Raw genomic sequence first — 16,221 nt, 5'->3', positions numbered from 1 at the left:
ACAGAGGGGCCGGGCATCTGCATATTCAGATCCCACCAAGGCGCCCCGCGATGTCCTCCTCCGTCTCCCCGCTCGCCCCGAAAACAGTTCCCGACATGCCCACCATTGCGGGCATCCGTCTCGCGACGGCCGAAGCCGGCATCCGCTACAAGAACCGGACCGACGTGTTGCTGGCGGTGATGGACAAGGGCACCGCGGTCGCCGGCGTCTTCACCAAGTCGAAATGCCCCTCGGCGCCGGTGGAATGGTGCCGCGGCAAGCTGAAGGGCGGCAAGGCACAGGCGCTGGTCGTCAATTCCGGCAATGCCAATGCCTTCACCGGCAAGACCGGCCGGGCCTCCACGGCGCTGACCGCCAAGATCGCGGCCAAGGCGGTCGGATGCAGCGAGGGCGAAATCTTCCTGGCCTCGACCGGCGTGATCGGCGAGCCGCTGGACGCGACCAAGTTCGACGGCGTGCTGGGCCGACTGGCTGAAGCCGCCGAGCCCGGCGACTACCTCGCCGCGGCCAAGGCGATCATGACCACCGACACCTTCCCGAAGGTCGCGACCGCGACCGTCAAGCTCGGCAAGGCCAAGGTCACCATCAACGGCATGGCCAAGGGCGCCGGTATGATCGCTCCCGACATGGCGACGATGCTGTCCTTCATCTTCACCGACGCACCGATCGCGCCCGCGGCCTTGCAGGCGCTGCTCAAGAGCGGCGTCGAGGAGACCTTCAACGCGGTGACGATCGACGGCGACACCTCGACCTCGGACACGCTGCTGGCCTTCGCCACCGGCGCTGCCGCCGGGCACGGCGCACCGAAGATCAGCCGCGCCAGCGATCCGCGCCTGAAGGCCTTCGTCAAGGCGTTCAACCAGGTGCTCGCCAACCTCGCCGAGCAGGTCGCCCGCGACGGCGAAGGCGCGCGCAAGCTGGTCGAGATCACCGTCGAGGGCGCCAAAACCAAGGCCTCCGCGCGCAAGATCGCGATGTCGATCGCCAACTCGCCGCTGGTCAAGACCGCGATCGCCGGCGAGGACGCCAATTGGGGCCGCGTCGTGATGGCAGTCGGCAAGGCCGGCGAGCCGGCCGATCGCGACAAGCTCTCGATTTCCTTCAACGGCATCCGCGTCGCCAAGAGCGGCGCGCGCGATCCTGACTATGACGAGGCGCAGGTCTCGGAAGCGATGAAGGCGCCGGAGATCGCGATCAAGGTCTCGCTCGGCCTCGGCAAGGGCCGCGACCGCGTCCTGACCTGCGACCTCACGAAGGAATATGTCGCGATCAACGGCGATTACAGGTCGTAGGGCTCACGACGCCTTCTTCGTCATCCTGAGGTGCGAGGGATGGGGCGCGGAGCGCCCCATCGGGAGCCTCAAAGGATGCAGGGCCACCGCTACAGCCGCGTGGAGAGAGCCGGGCCGTCGCCCTTCGAGGGCCGCTGAAGGAGCGGCCACCTCAGGGTGACGGTAAGAGAGCGCGAGAGCCGTGCTTCAAATCACCCTGAAATCCGCGCGTCCGCGACCGCTTTCTTGAACAGCGCGTTCATGGCGTCCGAGATGCCTTGCGTCGGGCTCACCTCGAAATAGAGCCCGGACGACGCGCAGCTCTGCATGTTCTGCGCGATCTCGCTGTTCGGCGACGGCCCGTAGGGGCCGGTATTGAACGGAGCGATCCATTTCATGTACCAGCTGTTGGTGGGCAGCGCGAGGTACGTTGTGTACAGCACGGCAATCTTGACGCCCCGGTCCTTCATCGTCTTGCAGAGCGCCGCATTGAGCGGCGATTGGCACCGCGTGGTGCCGGAGAGCGGTTTCAGACATCCGGTGTTGCTCTCGTCAGCGACCCCGTCGGAGACGAAGAACAGATATTTGAGCGGGCTGGACGGCGTGCCGGTTCCGGGGGAGCTGATCTCGCCGTTGATCGCAGGGAATATCGCGGTGAATGCCGTGTCCTGGTCGTTATTCTCGTTCTGACCGTTCACCGACATCAGGTCGATATTGCCCGCCGCCGTCTTGGCGCTGGAGAGAGAGGCCGACAACGAAAACAGATTGCGCAGGCCGAGCGTGCTTGCGGAGCCGCCGAAATCATAGATCGCCATTCTGAACTGGTTTGAATAGGTCTGGGTCACACTCGCCGTATCCATCAACGACTGCGTTGCGGTCCGAAGCACGTCGATCCGGGTAGTCACGCCAAGCTTCTTGGCAAGGTCGTAGTAATTGTTCTTGTCCTTGAGGTCGTGGCAGGCGAAAGCGCACTTGTCCGATGTGTTGTTGACCATCGTCTGCACGTCGGTCGGCGTCGCGCCGACACCCATCGACGGCGAATTGTCCAGCAGAAGGTAGAAATCGATATAGAGCGGCATGCTGGCCGTCGCTTTCGACGTACCGGACAGCGTCAGCGCGGACTTGCCGATCAGGCCGAGAAACATGGTGTTCATGGTGGCGTTGAACGCAACGGTCGAGGTGACGGTCGATCCGGTTTTGACCACGGTCGGCGTGACGCTGTTGAGAGTGTAGCCGGTCTGATTGGCGCGATTGGCGTCGAAGATGTTCTGGGCGTCGGTGACGCCGACGGAAATCGACCCATCCGACGTCATGGTACCGGCGGCCTTGAAGGCCGGTGAGGCCTTGGCGATCGAGCCGACGCTGGCGGCATCGGCCGCGGCCTGAAGCTTGGCCCGGGTCTGCGTCGCGCGCGAGTAGTCGACCGCGCAGCCGACCGCAGTCATCAGGGGGACGCAGGCGAGCGCGAAGATCACCGCGATATTGCCGCGCCGGTCGTTGACGAACCGGCGGATGATGGTGGAAAGCGCAGCGCGCATGATTGGGGCCCGGAGTGGTTTAAGCGTTCCCACTCTAGGAACCGTCGATTAAATATGACTTATGGGAACCTCGGAAACACGGGCCGCAACAGGGTTAATAAACCGTTGCGGATGATCTTCAGCGAGCGACATCACGTATGGCCGATCTGAAACTGACCCTGGTTGTGGCCTGCGCGCTGATCGACGCCGACAAGCGCGTCCTGATCGCGCAGCGCCCCGCGGGCAAGACGCTGGCCGGCCTCTGGGAGTTTCCCGGCGGCAAGCTCGAGGTGGGCGAGCGGCCGGAGCAGAGCCTGATCCGCGAGTTGCACGAGGAGCTCGGCATCACCGTCGCCGAGCCGTGCCTGGCCCCGCTGACCTTCGCGAGCTACGGCTACGAGACCTTCCACCTCCTGATGCCGCTCTATATCTGCCGGCGTTGGGAGGGACAGGTGACGCCGCGCGAAGGCCAGACCCTGGCCTGGGTCCGTGCCAACAAGCTGCGCGACTACCCGATGCCCCCGGCGGACATTCCGCTGGTCCCGCATTTGATTGATCTGCTGATGTGAGATCCCTGTCATTCCGGGGCGGTCCGCAGGACCGAACCCGGAATCTCGAGATTTCGGGTTCTCGCTGCGCGAGCCCCGGAATGACGGTGCTAGTAGCCTAAGTCTTCCCCGCCTTCTTCACCGCCTCCGCCAGACTCGCTTTCGCCGATCCCGGCTTCAGCGGCTGCTGCTGGCTCGCATGCGGGGCCCAGCCGGATAGCCAGATGATGTCGAACGTCGCACGGATGCGGCCGTCGGCATCGGCAAAGCGCTCAGTGTAGATCTCGGCCATCCGCAGCAGCGTCGCGCGCCGGCTCGGTGTTCGCCGCCGCTCGATCAGCACATTGGCGGCGCCCATGCGCCGGAGATCCTGCATCAGCGCGAATGCGTTGGAATAGCGCACCACGACGCGGTCGACATCGGTCACCGGCAGCGCAAAGCCCGCCCGCTGCAGCAGCGCGCCGATGTCGCGCAGATCCGCGAACGGCGCGACGCGCGGCGACACGCCGCCCTCGCATTCGGCTTCCGCGGCGGCAAAGGCCTGGCGGAGCTCGGTCAGGCTGTCGCCGCCGATCATCGCGGCGAGCAGCAGGCCATCCGGCTTGAGCGCGCGGCGGATTTGCGCGAACACGCCCGGCAGATCGTTGACGAATTGCAGCGCCAGCGCGGAGACGACGAGATCAAGGCTTTCGGGCGCGAAGGGCAGCGTCTCTGAACCCGCAGCATCGAGCGCGATCCGCTGGAGGGAAGACAGCCGCGCACGCAATTCCGCCAGCCCCTCACCGGGCGTCCAGAGATCGGCCGGGGCGTGAAACTCCCGCATCACCGCAGCCAACCGGTCGGACATGTCCTCGGCAACACGATCGAGCAGGAAGGTGACCTCGCCCTGCGGCTGCACACGCCGCTGCCGCGCGTGCAGCAAGGCGCGATCGAACAACGCGGGCGGGGTTTGCGGGGTCTGGGCCATGCCGCTGGTTACGCCGATCATGCAGGTCATTGCAATCTCCCCTCTCGTGTCCCGGACGCGCCGCAGCGCCCCTGGCGATGCTTCGCATCGCCGGCGTGGCGCTGCAGATTCGGGGCACGAGAATGAGTCGCTTGAGCGCCGCCAAGCGGAACGCTAGCCTTCCCGCATGGACGCCAACGCCGCCCCCACCCGCTCCCTCGCCGCCCCCTTCCGGGGCGGCATGGACGGCCGGCCGCCACGCGCTGTCGCGCGCGGCACGGCTCGCGCTCGACATCGCGCTGCCGACGCAGTGCGTATCCTGCCGCGAACCGGTCGAGGGCGAGGGCGTTTGCGCTTCGTGCTGGGCGCGGCTGTCATTCATCGAGCGGCCCTATTGCCCGCGGCTCGGCATTCCCTTCGTCTATGATCCCGGCCCCGACATGCTGTCGATGGAGGCGATCGCGAGCCCGCCGGCCTACCAGCGCGCCCGCGCAGCGGTGCGCTATGACGACGTCGCGCGCACGCTGGTGCATGCGCTGAAATACCAGGACCGCACCGATCTGGCGCCCGCCATGGGCCGGTGGATGGCGCGCGCGGGCGGCGAGCTGCTGGCGGGGGCCGACATGCTGGTGCCGGTGCCCCTGCATTGGCGGCGGGCCTGGCGCCGCCGCTACAACCAGTCCGGGGCCCTGGCGCAGATCATCGAGCGGCAGAGCGGGGTCAAGGCGAGGGCTGAGGTGCTGCGCCGGGTGCGCGCCACCGAGCAGCAGATCGGCCTGTCGCGGGCCCAGCGCGCCACCAATGTGCAGGGCGCGTTCCAGGTATCCCCCGACCGTCAGGCCGAAATCCAGGGCCGCCGCATTGTCCTGATCGACGACGTCCTGACGTCGGGGGCGACGCTGGATGCCTGCGCGCGGGTCCTGCTCCGGGCCAAGGCCGCCCAGGTCGACGTGCTGGTCTTCGCCCGGGTTGTCGAGAGCGGCCCCCGTCCCATATAATTCAATGACTTCATGACATGAGAGCGTCGGACGCCATGACTTCTGCTGTCGAGATCTACACCAGGCCGGGCTGCGGCTATTGTTCCGCGGCGAGGTCCCTGCTGACCCGCAAGAAGGCAATCTTTACCGAATTTGACGTCGCCAAGAACCCCTCCTGGCGGGAGGAGATGTACGACCGCGCCGGCGAGGGCTCGACGTTCCCGCAGATCTGGATCGGTGGAACTCATGTCGGCGGCTGCGACGATCTCTACGCACTCGACCGCGAAGGCAAGCTTGACGGCATGCTGGAAGGTGTGAAGGCCAACTCATGAGCGAGAACCGCACATTTACGGCCACCATGGTGCAGATGCGCACGGGTCTGATGCCCGGGCCGAGCCTCGAACAGGCCACGAAGCTGATCCGGCAGGCGGCGGCCAACGGCGCCGACTACGTACAAACGCCTGAAGTCAGCAACATGATGCAGCTGAACCGCAAGGCGCTGTTCGAGCATCTGCAGAGCGAAGAGGACGACACTTCGCTGAAGGCCTACCGGGCGCTCGCGGCGGAACTGAAGATCCATCTCCATGTCGGCTCGCTGGCGCTGCGCTTCTCGGCCGAAAAGGCGGTCAACCGCTCCTTCCTGATCGGGCCCGAGGGCAATGTGCTCGCGAGCTACGACAAGATCCACATGTTCGATATCGAGCTGCCGGACGGCGAGAGCTATCGCGAATCCGCCAACTACCAGCCGGGCGAAACCGCGGTGATCTCCGATCTGCCCTGGGGCCGCGTGGGCTTGACGATCTGCTACGACGTGCGCTTCCCCGCGCTCTACCGCGCCCTCGCCGAGAGCGGCGCTTACTTCATCACCGTCCCGTCCGCCTTCACCCGCAAGACCGGCGAAGCGCACTGGCATGTGCTGCTGCGTGCGCGCGCGATCGAGACCGGCTGCTTCATCTTCGCAGCTGCCCAGGCAGGCACCCACGAGAACAAGCGCGAGACCTATGGCCATTCGCTGATCATCGATCCCTGGGGCGAGATCCTCGCCGAAGGCGACGTCGAGCCCGGCATCATCATGGCCCAGATCGACCCGGCCAAGGTCGAGACCGCACGCCGCGCGATCCCCTCACTCCAGCACGGCCGCCGCTTCGGCGTGTCCGATCCCAAGGCCGGGCCGGATCATTTGCACCTCGTGCGGGGATCAGCATGATCCGCTACGCGCTCCATTGCGATCGAAACCACGCGTTCGAGAGCTGGTTCCAGAGCTCGTCGGCCTATGATTCGCAAGTGAAGCGCAAGCTCGTGACCTGCCCGATCTGCGGATCCGCCAAGGTCGACAAGGCGATCATGGCCCCGCGCATCGTCGGCAAGAAGGGCCGCGGGCGCTCGACGCCGCCGCCGGAAGCGACCACTACTCCCACGCCCGAGGCCGCGCCATCAGGTCCGACCTCGCTGTTGATGGCGCAGGAGAAAGAGCTGCGCACGAAGTTGAAGGAGCTGCGCGATCACATCGTGAAGAACGCCGACAATGTCGGCGAGCGCTTCGCCAACGAAGCCCGCGCGATGCATTACGGCGACAAGGAGCACCGTCCGATCTACGGCGAGGCCTCGCCGGAGGAGGCGAAGTCGCTGATCGACGAGGGCATCGAGGTGTCGCCGCTGCCGACATTGCCGGAAGACCGGAATTAGGCCCCCACCAGCACCGCCACACCGATGATGATCAGCGCGATACCTGCAAGCTCGCGTGGTGCGATCGGCTGCTTGAACGAATAATACGCCACCGCTTGCGCGAACAGCACCTCGATCAGAGCGAGCGTGCGGACATTGGCGGCGGCCGTCAGCGCGAACGCCAGGAACCAGAATTGTGAGGCGAAGGCGCCCATGAAGCCGGCCAGCATCGACGGCTTCCACAGGCCGAGGATCGCCTGCAGCACCTTTGGCGCGCGCCAGAGCAGATAGATCGTCAGCACAAGCGTCTGCACGAACAGGCCGAGCACCAGCGTGAACGAGGCCGAGGTCACGAAGGAGACGCCGGGCACGTTGATGATCGCGCCGCGAAAGCCAACCGCAGACAGCGCGAACGCGGCAGCCGCAACGAGGCCGGTGATGGTCGGCTTCAATTCGGCAAAACTCTTCTCGCCGCCGGGCCTCAGTGCGGTGATGACGACGCCGACGGTCGCGATCACGATCGCCAGCACCTTCAGCCAGGTCAGGTGATCGCCAAGGAAGACGAAACCGAAGATCGCGGTCTGGATCGCCTCGGTCTTCAGATACGCCGTCGTCACCACGAAGGAGCGGTCGTTCATGGCAAGCAGCATCAGTCCGGTGGCGACGATCTGGCTGAGCGCGCCGAGCAGGAGCCACGGCCAGAATACGGTCGGCGGCATGCCCAGACGATCGCCGGTGGCGACCAGCACCACGCCGAGGAACAGCACCGAAAACGGGAAGCCGAACAGGAAGCGGATATTGGTCGCGCCCCAGGTCCCCAGCGGCTTCGTCAACGACCGCTGCATCGCATTGCGCGCGACTTGGCCGAGCGCAGCAACGAGGGTGAAGGGAATCCAGAGGCTGGCGATGGTGAGCATGGGGTGGGGCGGGCATTAGCGGGAAATAACTGCGGCCAACCTGCAAGTTGAGGCCAGCGCGGTCAACCGCACGGACGTCATGGGAGCGATGCTCTCGCCACAAACTCGGTGTCGTCCCTGCGCACGCAGGGACCCATAACCCCAGGGAGAAGTCTTGCGACGACTGCCAGCCCGCGCATCTCGCACCGTCCGCCACCGATAGATTCCGCGGTATGGGTCCCTGCGTTCGCAGGGACGACAGCGTTCGCTTGGCGGCGTCACACGGTCAAACCAAGAGATCGCTGAGGTCACGTCACAAACTCCGCCGTCGTCCCTGTGCACGCAGGGACCCATAACCCCAGGGAGAAGTTTTGTGAGAGCTGCTAACCCGCCCACCCAACACCGCTCGCTACCGATAGATCACGCGGTATGGGTCCCTGCGTTCGCAGGGACGACAGCATTTTCTAGGCCGCGTCACACCGTCAAACCAACAGATCACTTAGATCCCGCCACTCGGGGTTCTCCCGCTCGATCAGCTCGATCTTCCAGTCGCGCTTCCGGCGCTTGAGCTGTTTTTCGCGGGCAATCGCTTCTTCCGCTCGCTCGAAGGATTCGGTGTAGACGAGGCGGTGCACGCCGTAGCGCTTGACGAACTCCGAGCCCTTGCCGGCGCGGTGCTGCTCCAGGCGTTTCTGGAGAGAGTTGGTTACGCCGATGTAGAGCGTCCCATGATGGCGGCTGGCGAGGATGTAGTCGTAGTACATGCTCGGGGCGCCTGATTGGGCTAACTAGACGGGCCTGTGGCTATGGGTTCCTGCGTTCGCAGGGACGACACCGGCAGAGGACTCGCAACTCGCATCTCACTCACACCATCCCTTCCGCCACCACCATGTAGTTCACGTCCATGTCCGACGAGAGCGTCCATTTGTCGGCGAAGGGTGAGTAGACCACGCCGGTCTGCTCGGTGATGACGAGGCGGTTGTCGAGCAGGTATTTTGTCAGCTCGTCGGGGGTGACGAACTTATTCCATTCGTGGGTGCCGCGCGGCAGCCAGCGCAGGACGTATTCGGCGCCGACGATGGCGAGCGCGAAGCTCTTCCAGTTGCGGTTCAGCGTCGAGACCACCATGAGGCCGTTCGGCTTCAGCATCGCGGCGCAACGCTTCAGGAAGACGCCGACATCGACGACGTGCTCGACCACTTCCATCGCCAGCACAATGTCGAAGCGCTCGCGCGGGTCGATCTCCTCCACCGTGGTGCAGCGGTAGTCGATCGCAAGATGGCCCTTGTCGGCGTGCAGCTTGGCCGCGGCGATGTTGCTCTGGGAAGGATCGACGCCGATGACCTGCGCTCCGAGCCGCGACAGCGGCTCGCACAACAGGCCGGCGCCGCAGCCGATGTCGAGCACGCGAAGCCCGCCGAGGCAGTTGAGGCTGCGCACGTTGCGCTCGAATTTGCGGCAGGCGGCGTCGCGGATGTAGCCGAGCCGCAGCGGGTTGATCCGGTGCAGCGGCGCCATCTTGCCGTTGGGGTCCCACCACTCCGCCGAGAGTTTCGAGAACTTTGCGATCTCGGCGGCGTCGACGGTCGAGCCCGGCTGCGGGCTGACGGAGAGGGAAGTATTTTGCTGCATGCTCATGGTTACGCGCGGTCCTACCGCGTGGTGATCGAACTACGGAAGGCGAGCGGCGAGGCGATGGTCCGGATGGTTTCGCGACCTTCGCCGACGCCGTTGATGGTCACGTCGCCGTAGTTGAGAATACGTCCAAGAATCGTCTGATTGACATCGACGCTCTCGACCTTGTCCAGCGCCATCTCGAAGGTGCGGCGCTTGATGAAGCCGGTCTTGTGCACAATCCTTAGATTGGTGACGTCGGTCTCGGTGGTGAAGCGATGGAACCAGCCCTTCACGGTCCAGAACAGGGCCGCCAGAGCCACCACGCCCGAGGCGATGAGACAGAGAATCAGGAGCCCATTGACCGTGGTCTGCCCTGACAGGACGAACAGGGCGAAAGCCGCGATCCAGGCCAGGATGGCCGGAAAATAGAAAATCCAGTGCGCATTGGTCGAATACAGCACCCGCTCGCCGGGCTGCAGGATTTCGTCAATATAGCGCGCCATAACCTCTGATAACCCATTGCCCGGATTGGCCGCAGCAGGAACCCGCTTGCCCCCGGCCCCGCCCCTCTGTATACGCGCGGTCGGGTGCCCGCAGCATTGTCTCGCGCGGGTCACCATACTGATCCCTTTGAAGGAATGCACGCGTCGTCATGAGCCGCCTCGTGATGAAATTCGGCGGCACATCCGTCGCCAACATCGAACGTATCCGCAACGTCGCACGCCATGTGAAGCGTGAGGTCGACGCCGGCCACGAAGTGGCCGTGGTCGTCTCGGCGATGTCCGGGAAAACCAACGAGCTGGTGGCTTGGTGCACCGAGGCCTCGCCGATGCACGACGCGCGCGAATACGACGCCGTCGTCGCCTCCGGCGAACAGGTCACATCCGGCCTGCTTGCCATCGCGCTCCAGGGCATGGGCATCCAGGCCCGCTCCTGGCAGGGCTGGCAGATCCCAATCAAGACCAGCGACGCCCACGCCTCGGCCCGGATCGAGGACATCGACGGCAGCGAGATCATCAGCCGTTTCAAGGATCGCAAGGAAGTCGCGGTCATCGCCGGCTTCCAGGGCATCAATCCGGAGACGGGTCGCATCACCACGCTCGGCCGCGGCGGCTCGGACACCTCGGCCGTGGCGATCGCCGCCGCCGTCAAGGCCGACCGCTGCGACATCTACACCGATGTCGATGGCGTCTACACAACCGACCCGCGAATCGTGCCGAAGGCCAAGAGGCTCGACAAGATCGCATTCGAAGACATGCTGGAACTGGCCTCCCAGGGCGCAAAAGTGCTCCAGGTCCGATCGGTGGAACTCGGCATGGTCCACAACATGCCGATCTTCGTCCGCTCGAGCTTCGACAAGCCCGAGGATATCGACCCGCATGCCAACCAGCCGCCCGGCACGCTGATCTGCAGCGAGGAGGAGATCATGGAAAGCCACGTCGTCACTGGTATCGCCTTCTCCAAGGACGAGGCCCAGATCTCGGTGCGCCAGATCGAGGACAAGCCGGGCGTTGCGGCGTCGATCTTCGGCCCGCTGGCGGATGCCAACATCAATGTCGACATGATCGTGCAGAACGTCTCCGAGGACGGCAAGACCACCGACCTCACCTTCACGGTGCCGGCGGCCGACTATACCCGCGCCAAGGACACGATTACCGCCGCCAAGGGCAAGATCGGCTATGCGCGGCTCGATACCGCCACCGATGTCGCCAAGATCTCGGTGATCGGCAGCGGCATGCGCAGCCATGCCGGCGTCGCTGCCCAGGCGTTCTCGGCCCTCGCCGGACGGAATATCAACATCCGGGCCATTACAACCTCCGAGATCAAATTCTCGGTTTTGATCGACACCGCCTATACCGAGCTTGCGGTGCGCACCCTGCACACGCTCTACGGTCTCGATCAGGCCTGAAACGCGACCATCGTCGCGCTTCAGGCTGTTGTTTGAGCATGGTCTTTCCGGAAAACAGCTTCGCACTTTCCGGACCATGCCTGGACTAATTTTCTCTTAGCGGTCGCAGCAAACGCGAAGGTGTACACACCTTCGCGTTTGGCAGGCGTTTTGCTTGGCAAAACAAGCCTCAATTCGCTATACGGCGAACAGGGTGGGCTGCCGCAGACTGTGTCCCAGTTCGGGGCGGCGCTGATTCGGTGCAGGCGCTAAATCTCAAGGGGATTTTGGGCTTGTGCCGGCGCCGGACAAACAATTTGGTTGTTTTTCTGGAATTTTAGGCCAGCCGCCGGCCGATACCGCCGGGCCAGGCAGACGGAGGAGATTGACGGGACATGCGGAGCGCGTCGGGAGGTCCCCGCGTCTTGTTGAGACGGCTCCGCGAAACCATGGCGGAGCAGGTCTCGGCCCAGGAGCGGCTGGACAAGATCGTGGTGCTGATCGCCGCCAACATGGTGGCCGAGGTGTGCTCGGTCTACGTGCTGCGCATCGACAACACGCTGGAGCTCTACGCCACCGAAGGTCTCAACCGCGAGGCGGTGCACCACACCGTGCTGAGCGCCCATGAGGGCCTGGTCGGCCTCGTCGCCAGCGAGGCGACGCCGCTCAATTTGAGCGATGCGCAGAGCCACCCGGCCTTCTCGTTCCGCCCGGAGACCGGCGAAGAAATCTACCACTCCTTCCTTGGCGTGCCGATCCTCCGGGCCGGCAACACGCTTGGCGTGCTGGTGGTGCAGAACCGCGCCAAGCGCAATTATGTCGAGGAAGAGCTCGAGGCGCTGCAGACCACCGCCATGGTGCTGGCCGAGCTGATCGCCTCCGGCGAGCTCTCCGCGCTGGCCCAGCCGGGCCAGGAGCCCGCGGCGCGCCATTCCGCGCAGAAGGTCGGCGCCATCCTGTCGGAGGGCATCGCGCTCGGCCATGTCGTGCTGCATGAGCCGCGCGTCGTCATCAAGGACTACATCGCCGAGGACCTGCCCAAGGAAATCAAGCGGCTCGACACCGCGCTGGCCAAGCTCCGCGCCGATCTCGACCGCATGCTGGAGCGCGGCGACGTCGCCGAGGGCGGCGAGCATCGCGAGGTGCTGGAAGCCTATCGCATGTTCGCCAACGACCAGGGCTGGTCGCACAAGCTGCATGAGGCGGTCGCCACCGGCCTTACCGCGGAAGCCGCCGTCGAGCGCGTGCAGTCCGATACCCGCGCGCGCATGCTGCGCTCGACCGACCCCTACTTGCGCGACCGGTTGCACGACCTCGAGGATCTCGGCTACCGCCTGATGCGGCAGCTGGTCGGCCAGGACCACGCGCCCTCGCGCGAGCAGCTGCCCGACAACGCGATCGTCATCGCGCGCGCGATGGGCCCGGCGGCGCTGCTCGACTATGACCGCAAGCGCCTGCGCGGCATCGTGCTGGAGGAAGGCACCGCCAACTCCCACGTCTCGATCGTGGCGCGCGCGCTCGGCATTCCTGCCGTTGGCGAGGTGCCGAACGCGCCCGGCATCGCCGATCCCGGCGACGCCATCATCGTCGACGGCACCTCCGGTTCGATCTATGTGCGTCCCTCGCAGGAAGTCGAGGCGGCCTTCGCCGAGCGCGTGCGCTTCCGCGCCCGCCGCCAGGCGCAATATCTGGCGCTGCGCGACCTGCCCTGCGTCACCAGGGACGGCCAGAAGGTCGAGCTGATGATCAACGCAGGTCTTGCCATCGACCTGCCGCATATCGAGGACACCGGCAGCGCCGGCATCGGCCTGTTCCGCACCGAGCTGCAATTCATGGTCGGCCAGAGCCTGCCGCGCACCAGCGACCAGCTGGCGCTGTATCGTACCGTGCTCGATGCGGCCGGCACCAAGCCTGTCACCTTCCGCACCCTCGACATCGGTGGCGACAAGGCGCTGCCCTATATGGAAGCGGTGATCGAGGAAAATCCCGCGCTCGGCTGGCGCGCGATCCGGCTCGGGCTCGATCGTCCCGGCCTGCTGCGCGGCCAGATCCGTGCGCTGCTGCGCGCCGGTGGCGGCCGCGCGCTGCGCATCATGTTCCCGATGATCTCGGAGGTCGCCGAATTCGATTCGGCGAAGGCGCTGGTCGAACGCGAGCTCACCTATCTGCGCCAGCACGGCCATACGCTGCCGGAGCGTATCGACATCGGCACCATGGTCGAGGTGCCCGCTTTGCTCTACCAGCTCGACGAGCTCCTGAAGAAGGTCGACTTCATCTCGGTCGGCTCCAACGATCTGTTCCAGTTCCTGTTCGCGGTCGACCGCGGCAATGCAAAAGTCTCCGAGCGCTTCGACACCATGTCGGCGCCGATCCTGCGCGCGCTGCGTGAGATCGCACGCAAGTCACAGGCGGCGAAGAAGTCGCTCTCGCTCTGCGGCGAGATGGCGTCCAAGCCGCTTGGCGCACTGGCACTGATTGCGCTGGGCTACCGCTCGCTGTCGCTGTCGGCAACCGCACTCGGCCCCGTCAAGGCCATGGTCATCGACCTCGATGCCAAGAAGGCCGAAGCCGTGCTCGGCCCGCTCCTGGACGCGCCGGCGGGCAGCGTCTCGATCCGGCAGAAACTGACGGAATTTGCCGAGGCCGAAGGCCTGGCATTGTAGCGGGCCTGTCGCCGCTCCCTGCCGCCTCGCCTCCTTCCGCCATTTGAGACTGAACCGATGTCGTCACTCCCCGAAGCCAAACTGGACGTCCTCCTTGCACATCATGCCTCTCTTGAGGCCGAATCGCTGGGGCAGCTCGCCTCCGAGCGCTATGTGCAGATCACGCGCGAGCTCGCCGAGATCACCCCGCTGATCGAGGCGGTGAAGGCCTATCGTGCCGCGGTCAAGGAGCTCGCCGACACCGAGGCGCTGATCGCCGATCCCGCGACCGATGCCGAGATGCGCAGCATGGCGGAAGCCGAACGCGACGAGCTGACGCCGAAAATCGAGGAGCTGGTCCAGAAGATCCGGGTCGCTCTGCTGCCCAAGGACGCCATGGACGACCGCAACGTGGTGCTGGAAATCCGCGCCGGCACCGGCGGCGACGAGGCCTCGCTGTTTGCTGGCGACCTGTTCCGGATGTACGAGCGCTTCGCTGCCTTGCAGGGCTGGAAGGTCGAGGTGATCTCGGCCAGCGAAGGCACCGTCGGCGGCTACAAGGAAATCATCGCGGAGGTGCAGGGCCGCGGCGCGTTCTCGAAGCTGAAGTTCGAATCCGGCGTGCATCGCGTGCAGCGCGTGCCGGACACCGAGACGCAGGGGCGCATCCACACTTCGGCCGCGACGGTGGCCGTGCTGCCGGAGGTCGAGGACGTCGACGTCGACATCAAGAACGACGATTTGCGCATCGAGACCATGCGCGCGCAAGGAGCCGGCGGTCAGCACGTCAACAAGACCGAATCGGCGATCCGCATCACCCACATTCCGACCGGCATCGTGGTGATGATGCAGGACAGCCGCTCGCAGCACAAGAATCGTGCCTCGGCCATGAACATCCTGCGCTCGCGCATCTACGACGCCGAACGCCAGCGCGTCGATGCGGCACGGTCGGCCGAGCGCAAGGAGAAGGTCGGCTCAGGCGACCGCTCCGAGCGCATCCGCACCTACAATTTTCCGCAAGGGCGCGTCACCGACCATCGCATCAACCTGACGCTCTACAAGCTGCCGCAGGTGATCGCAGGCGAAGCGCTCGGCGAGTTGACCGACGCGCTGACCACCGAGCACCAGGCTGCGCAGCTCGCCGCACAGGGCGCGGCGGCCTGATCCCTGCCTCAGCGCACCTTTGCCAGGAACGATCGCAGGATCTTGCCCAACGCGGGTGCAGCGGCGCTCAGCTCGTCCAGGTGAATGCGCGAAAGCGAGCGCAGCTTCTGCTCGCCCTTGGCCGTCAGCTTGACCAGGACGCGCCTTGCATCCTCGGGATCGGCCTCCCGAGCGATCAGCTTCAGCTTCGCCATGCGGTCCACCAGCTCCACCGCTGTATGGTGCCGGATCAGGAGGAAGCCGGCGATGTCGCCGACGCTGGCGCCGTTGGGGTCGGCCAGCCCCTTGATCGCCAGCAGTGCCTGGTGCTGCTGCGGCGTCAACCCGGCGTTCTGGGCCGCCGCTTCGCTGAAGGCGAGGAAGGTGCGCAGCTGGTAGCGGAATTGGGCGAGCGCCGCATAGTCAGCCTCGCGCATCGCGCCGCCCCTTGAGGGCGCAGCGCGCGCCGTGCGTCCAGTCTTCCGCTTCGCGTCAGCCATTCCGTGCCTTTCGAACTCCGCCCGCCGGCGGAGCGGGCGCTGCCGAGACTAGCAAGGAAGGCCGGGCGGAACCACCGACGGGCCTGGCAGATGCACAAGTATAGGAGGGGCTTGCAGCCCTTCTATTCGAAGTGGGAGAGCAGGATCTTCACCAGGATGACCTGAAATGCGATCGGAATACGAACGCTCTTCCGCCTGATCGAGCGCTGGAGCGCACTGACGATCTCGGCGCTGGTCAAGGCGCCTTCGGATGCATTCGTGATCAACTCGCCCCACATCTGCGACAGCGAGCCGCCGGGCGGGATCACCGGCTTGATGGTCACGCCGCAACCCTGCGCCCAGTCGACGATCTCCCGCATGGTGTGAGGACCGCAATTGCGCGTCGTCGCAAGCCGCTCCGCCGTCAGCGCGAGCAGCAACTCGCGCGAGGGCGACCAGGTCCCCTTGGGCGGCTGCTCGCCGGTGAGCTCGACCGCGAGCTCCTTCAGGACATTCTGGGCCCGCACGCTCAGTCTCTGCATCGGCACCGGCGTGCGCTTGGCCTGAACGGAGCCGACGGCCGGCCCTCGCTGACCGGCGGACCGGCCACGCGGCTCCGGCATGCGCGAGGC

General features: G+C 65.5%; 17 protein-coding genes. 9 read left to right on the top strand and 8 right to left on the bottom strand.

Going from position 1 to position 16,221, the window contains the following annotated elements; genetic code table 11:
- The first annotated feature begins 50 nt into the window (after positions 1-50).
- On the top strand, positions 51-1,292 hold the full coding sequence (argJ, locus tag GGD65_RS31735) for a bifunctional glutamate N-acetyltransferase/amino-acid acetyltransferase ArgJ (protein ID WP_183237828.1): 1,242 nt from the start codon (positions 51-53) through the stop codon (positions 1,290-1,292).
- Between the two features lie 191 nt (positions 1,293-1,483).
- Here the strand turns inward: argJ and GGD65_RS31730 are convergent, their stop codons facing one another.
- Complete coding sequence (locus tag GGD65_RS31730; protein ID WP_183237827.1) at positions 1,484-2,809, bottom strand: TadE/TadG family type IV pilus assembly protein; 1,326 nt, start codon at positions 2,807-2,809, stop codon at positions 1,484-1,486.
- Between the two features lie 137 nt (positions 2,810-2,946).
- Here GGD65_RS31730 and mutT point away from each other — a divergent pair, with 137 nt between their 5' ends.
- On the top strand, positions 2,947-3,357 hold the full coding sequence (gene mutT, locus GGD65_RS31725; RefSeq protein WP_183237826.1) for an 8-oxo-dGTP diphosphatase MutT: 411 nt from the start codon (positions 2,947-2,949) through the stop codon (positions 3,355-3,357).
- Between the two features lie 97 nt (positions 3,358-3,454).
- Here mutT and GGD65_RS31720 read toward each other — a convergent pair whose 3' ends face one another.
- Complete coding sequence (locus tag GGD65_RS31720; protein ID WP_179732257.1) at positions 3,455-4,324, bottom strand: methyltransferase domain-containing protein; 870 nt, start codon at positions 4,322-4,324, stop codon at positions 3,455-3,457.
- 101 nt (positions 4,325-4,425) lie between these two features.
- Here GGD65_RS31720 and GGD65_RS31715 point away from each other — a divergent pair, with 101 nt between their 5' ends.
- From GGD65_RS31715 to GGD65_RS31700, 4 genes are read left to right on the top strand one after another with little or no spacing between them, the layout of a single operon-like run.
- Positions 4,426-5,280, top strand: coding sequence for a ComF family protein (locus tag GGD65_RS31715; protein WP_409362774.1), 855 nt, complete (start codon positions 4,426-4,428; stop codon positions 5,278-5,280).
- A 35-nt stretch (positions 5,281-5,315) separates the two neighbouring features.
- Entirely contained in the window at positions 5,316-5,591 is a 276-nt protein-coding gene (gene grxC / locus GGD65_RS31710) for a glutaredoxin 3 (RefSeq protein WP_018320549.1), read from the top strand.
- On the top strand, positions 5,588-6,466 hold the full coding sequence (locus GGD65_RS31705) for a carbon-nitrogen hydrolase family protein (protein WP_183237825.1): 879 nt from the start codon (positions 5,588-5,590) through the stop codon (positions 6,464-6,466). Before grxC ends, GGD65_RS31705 begins: the two co-directional genes overlap by 4 nt.
- Complete coding sequence (locus tag GGD65_RS31700; protein ID WP_183237824.1) at positions 6,463-6,945, top strand: DUF1178 family protein; 483 nt, start codon at positions 6,463-6,465, stop codon at positions 6,943-6,945. The genes GGD65_RS31705 and GGD65_RS31700 overlap by 4 nt, the downstream gene beginning before the upstream one ends.
- Here GGD65_RS31700 and GGD65_RS31695 read toward each other — a convergent pair.
- The 4 genes from GGD65_RS31695 to GGD65_RS31680 form a co-directional block, all read right to left on the bottom strand.
- On the bottom strand, positions 6,942-7,841 hold the full coding sequence (locus GGD65_RS31695) for an EamA family transporter (protein ID WP_028141896.1): 900 nt from the start codon (positions 7,839-7,841) through the stop codon (positions 6,942-6,944). The genes GGD65_RS31700 and GGD65_RS31695 overlap by 4 nt on opposite strands.
- A gap of 461 nt (positions 7,842-8,302) precedes the next feature.
- A complete protein-coding gene (locus GGD65_RS31690; RefSeq protein WP_183237823.1) occupies positions 8,303-8,584 on the bottom strand; it encodes a GIY-YIG nuclease family protein in 282 nt (93 codons plus the stop codon).
- A 100-nt stretch (positions 8,585-8,684) separates the two neighbouring features.
- Entirely contained in the window at positions 8,685-9,458 is a 774-nt protein-coding gene (gene ubiG, locus GGD65_RS31685; RefSeq protein WP_018320544.1) for a bifunctional 2-polyprenyl-6-hydroxyphenol methylase/3-demethylubiquinol 3-O-methyltransferase UbiG, read from the bottom strand.
- Between the two features lie 14 nt (positions 9,459-9,472).
- Positions 9,473-9,940: a PH domain-containing protein gene (locus GGD65_RS31680; RefSeq protein ID WP_018320543.1), complete on the bottom strand. Its 468-nt coding sequence runs from the start codon at positions 9,938-9,940 to the stop codon at positions 9,473-9,475.
- Positions 9,941-10,089: 149 nt separating this feature from the next.
- On the opposite strand from GGD65_RS31680, the gene GGD65_RS31675 reads away from it, so the two are divergent.
- From GGD65_RS31675 to prfA, 3 genes are all read left to right on the top strand, one after another.
- Entirely contained in the window at positions 10,090-11,346 is a 1,257-nt protein-coding gene (locus GGD65_RS31675) for an aspartate kinase (protein WP_018320542.1), read from the top strand.
- Positions 11,347-11,720: 374 nt separating this feature from the next.
- Positions 11,721-13,988, top strand: coding sequence for a phosphoenolpyruvate--protein phosphotransferase (ptsP, locus tag GGD65_RS31670; RefSeq protein WP_018320541.1), 2,268 nt, complete (start codon positions 11,721-11,723; stop codon positions 13,986-13,988).
- A gap of 57 nt (positions 13,989-14,045) precedes the next feature.
- Complete coding sequence (gene prfA, locus GGD65_RS31665) at positions 14,046-15,131, top strand: peptide chain release factor 1 (protein WP_018320540.1); 1,086 nt, start codon at positions 14,046-14,048, stop codon at positions 15,129-15,131.
- An 8-nt stretch (positions 15,132-15,139) separates the two neighbouring features.
- Here prfA and GGD65_RS31660 read toward each other — a convergent pair whose 3' ends face one another.
- On the bottom strand, positions 15,140-15,610 hold the full coding sequence (locus GGD65_RS31660; protein WP_018320539.1) for a MarR family winged helix-turn-helix transcriptional regulator: 471 nt from the start codon (positions 15,608-15,610) through the stop codon (positions 15,140-15,142).
- 122 nt (positions 15,611-15,732) lie between these two features.
- A complete protein-coding gene (locus GGD65_RS31655) occupies positions 15,733-16,212 on the bottom strand; it encodes a hypothetical protein (protein WP_246783478.1) in 480 nt (159 codons plus the stop codon).
- Between the last annotated feature and the right edge of the window lie 9 nt (positions 16,213-16,221).

The sequence above is a fragment of the Bradyrhizobium sp. CIR18 genome (assembly GCF_014198295.1).
Taxonomy (GTDB): domain Bacteria; phylum Pseudomonadota; class Alphaproteobacteria; order Rhizobiales; family Xanthobacteraceae; genus Bradyrhizobium.
This window is presented reverse-complemented; position numbering and strand designations above follow the sequence as displayed.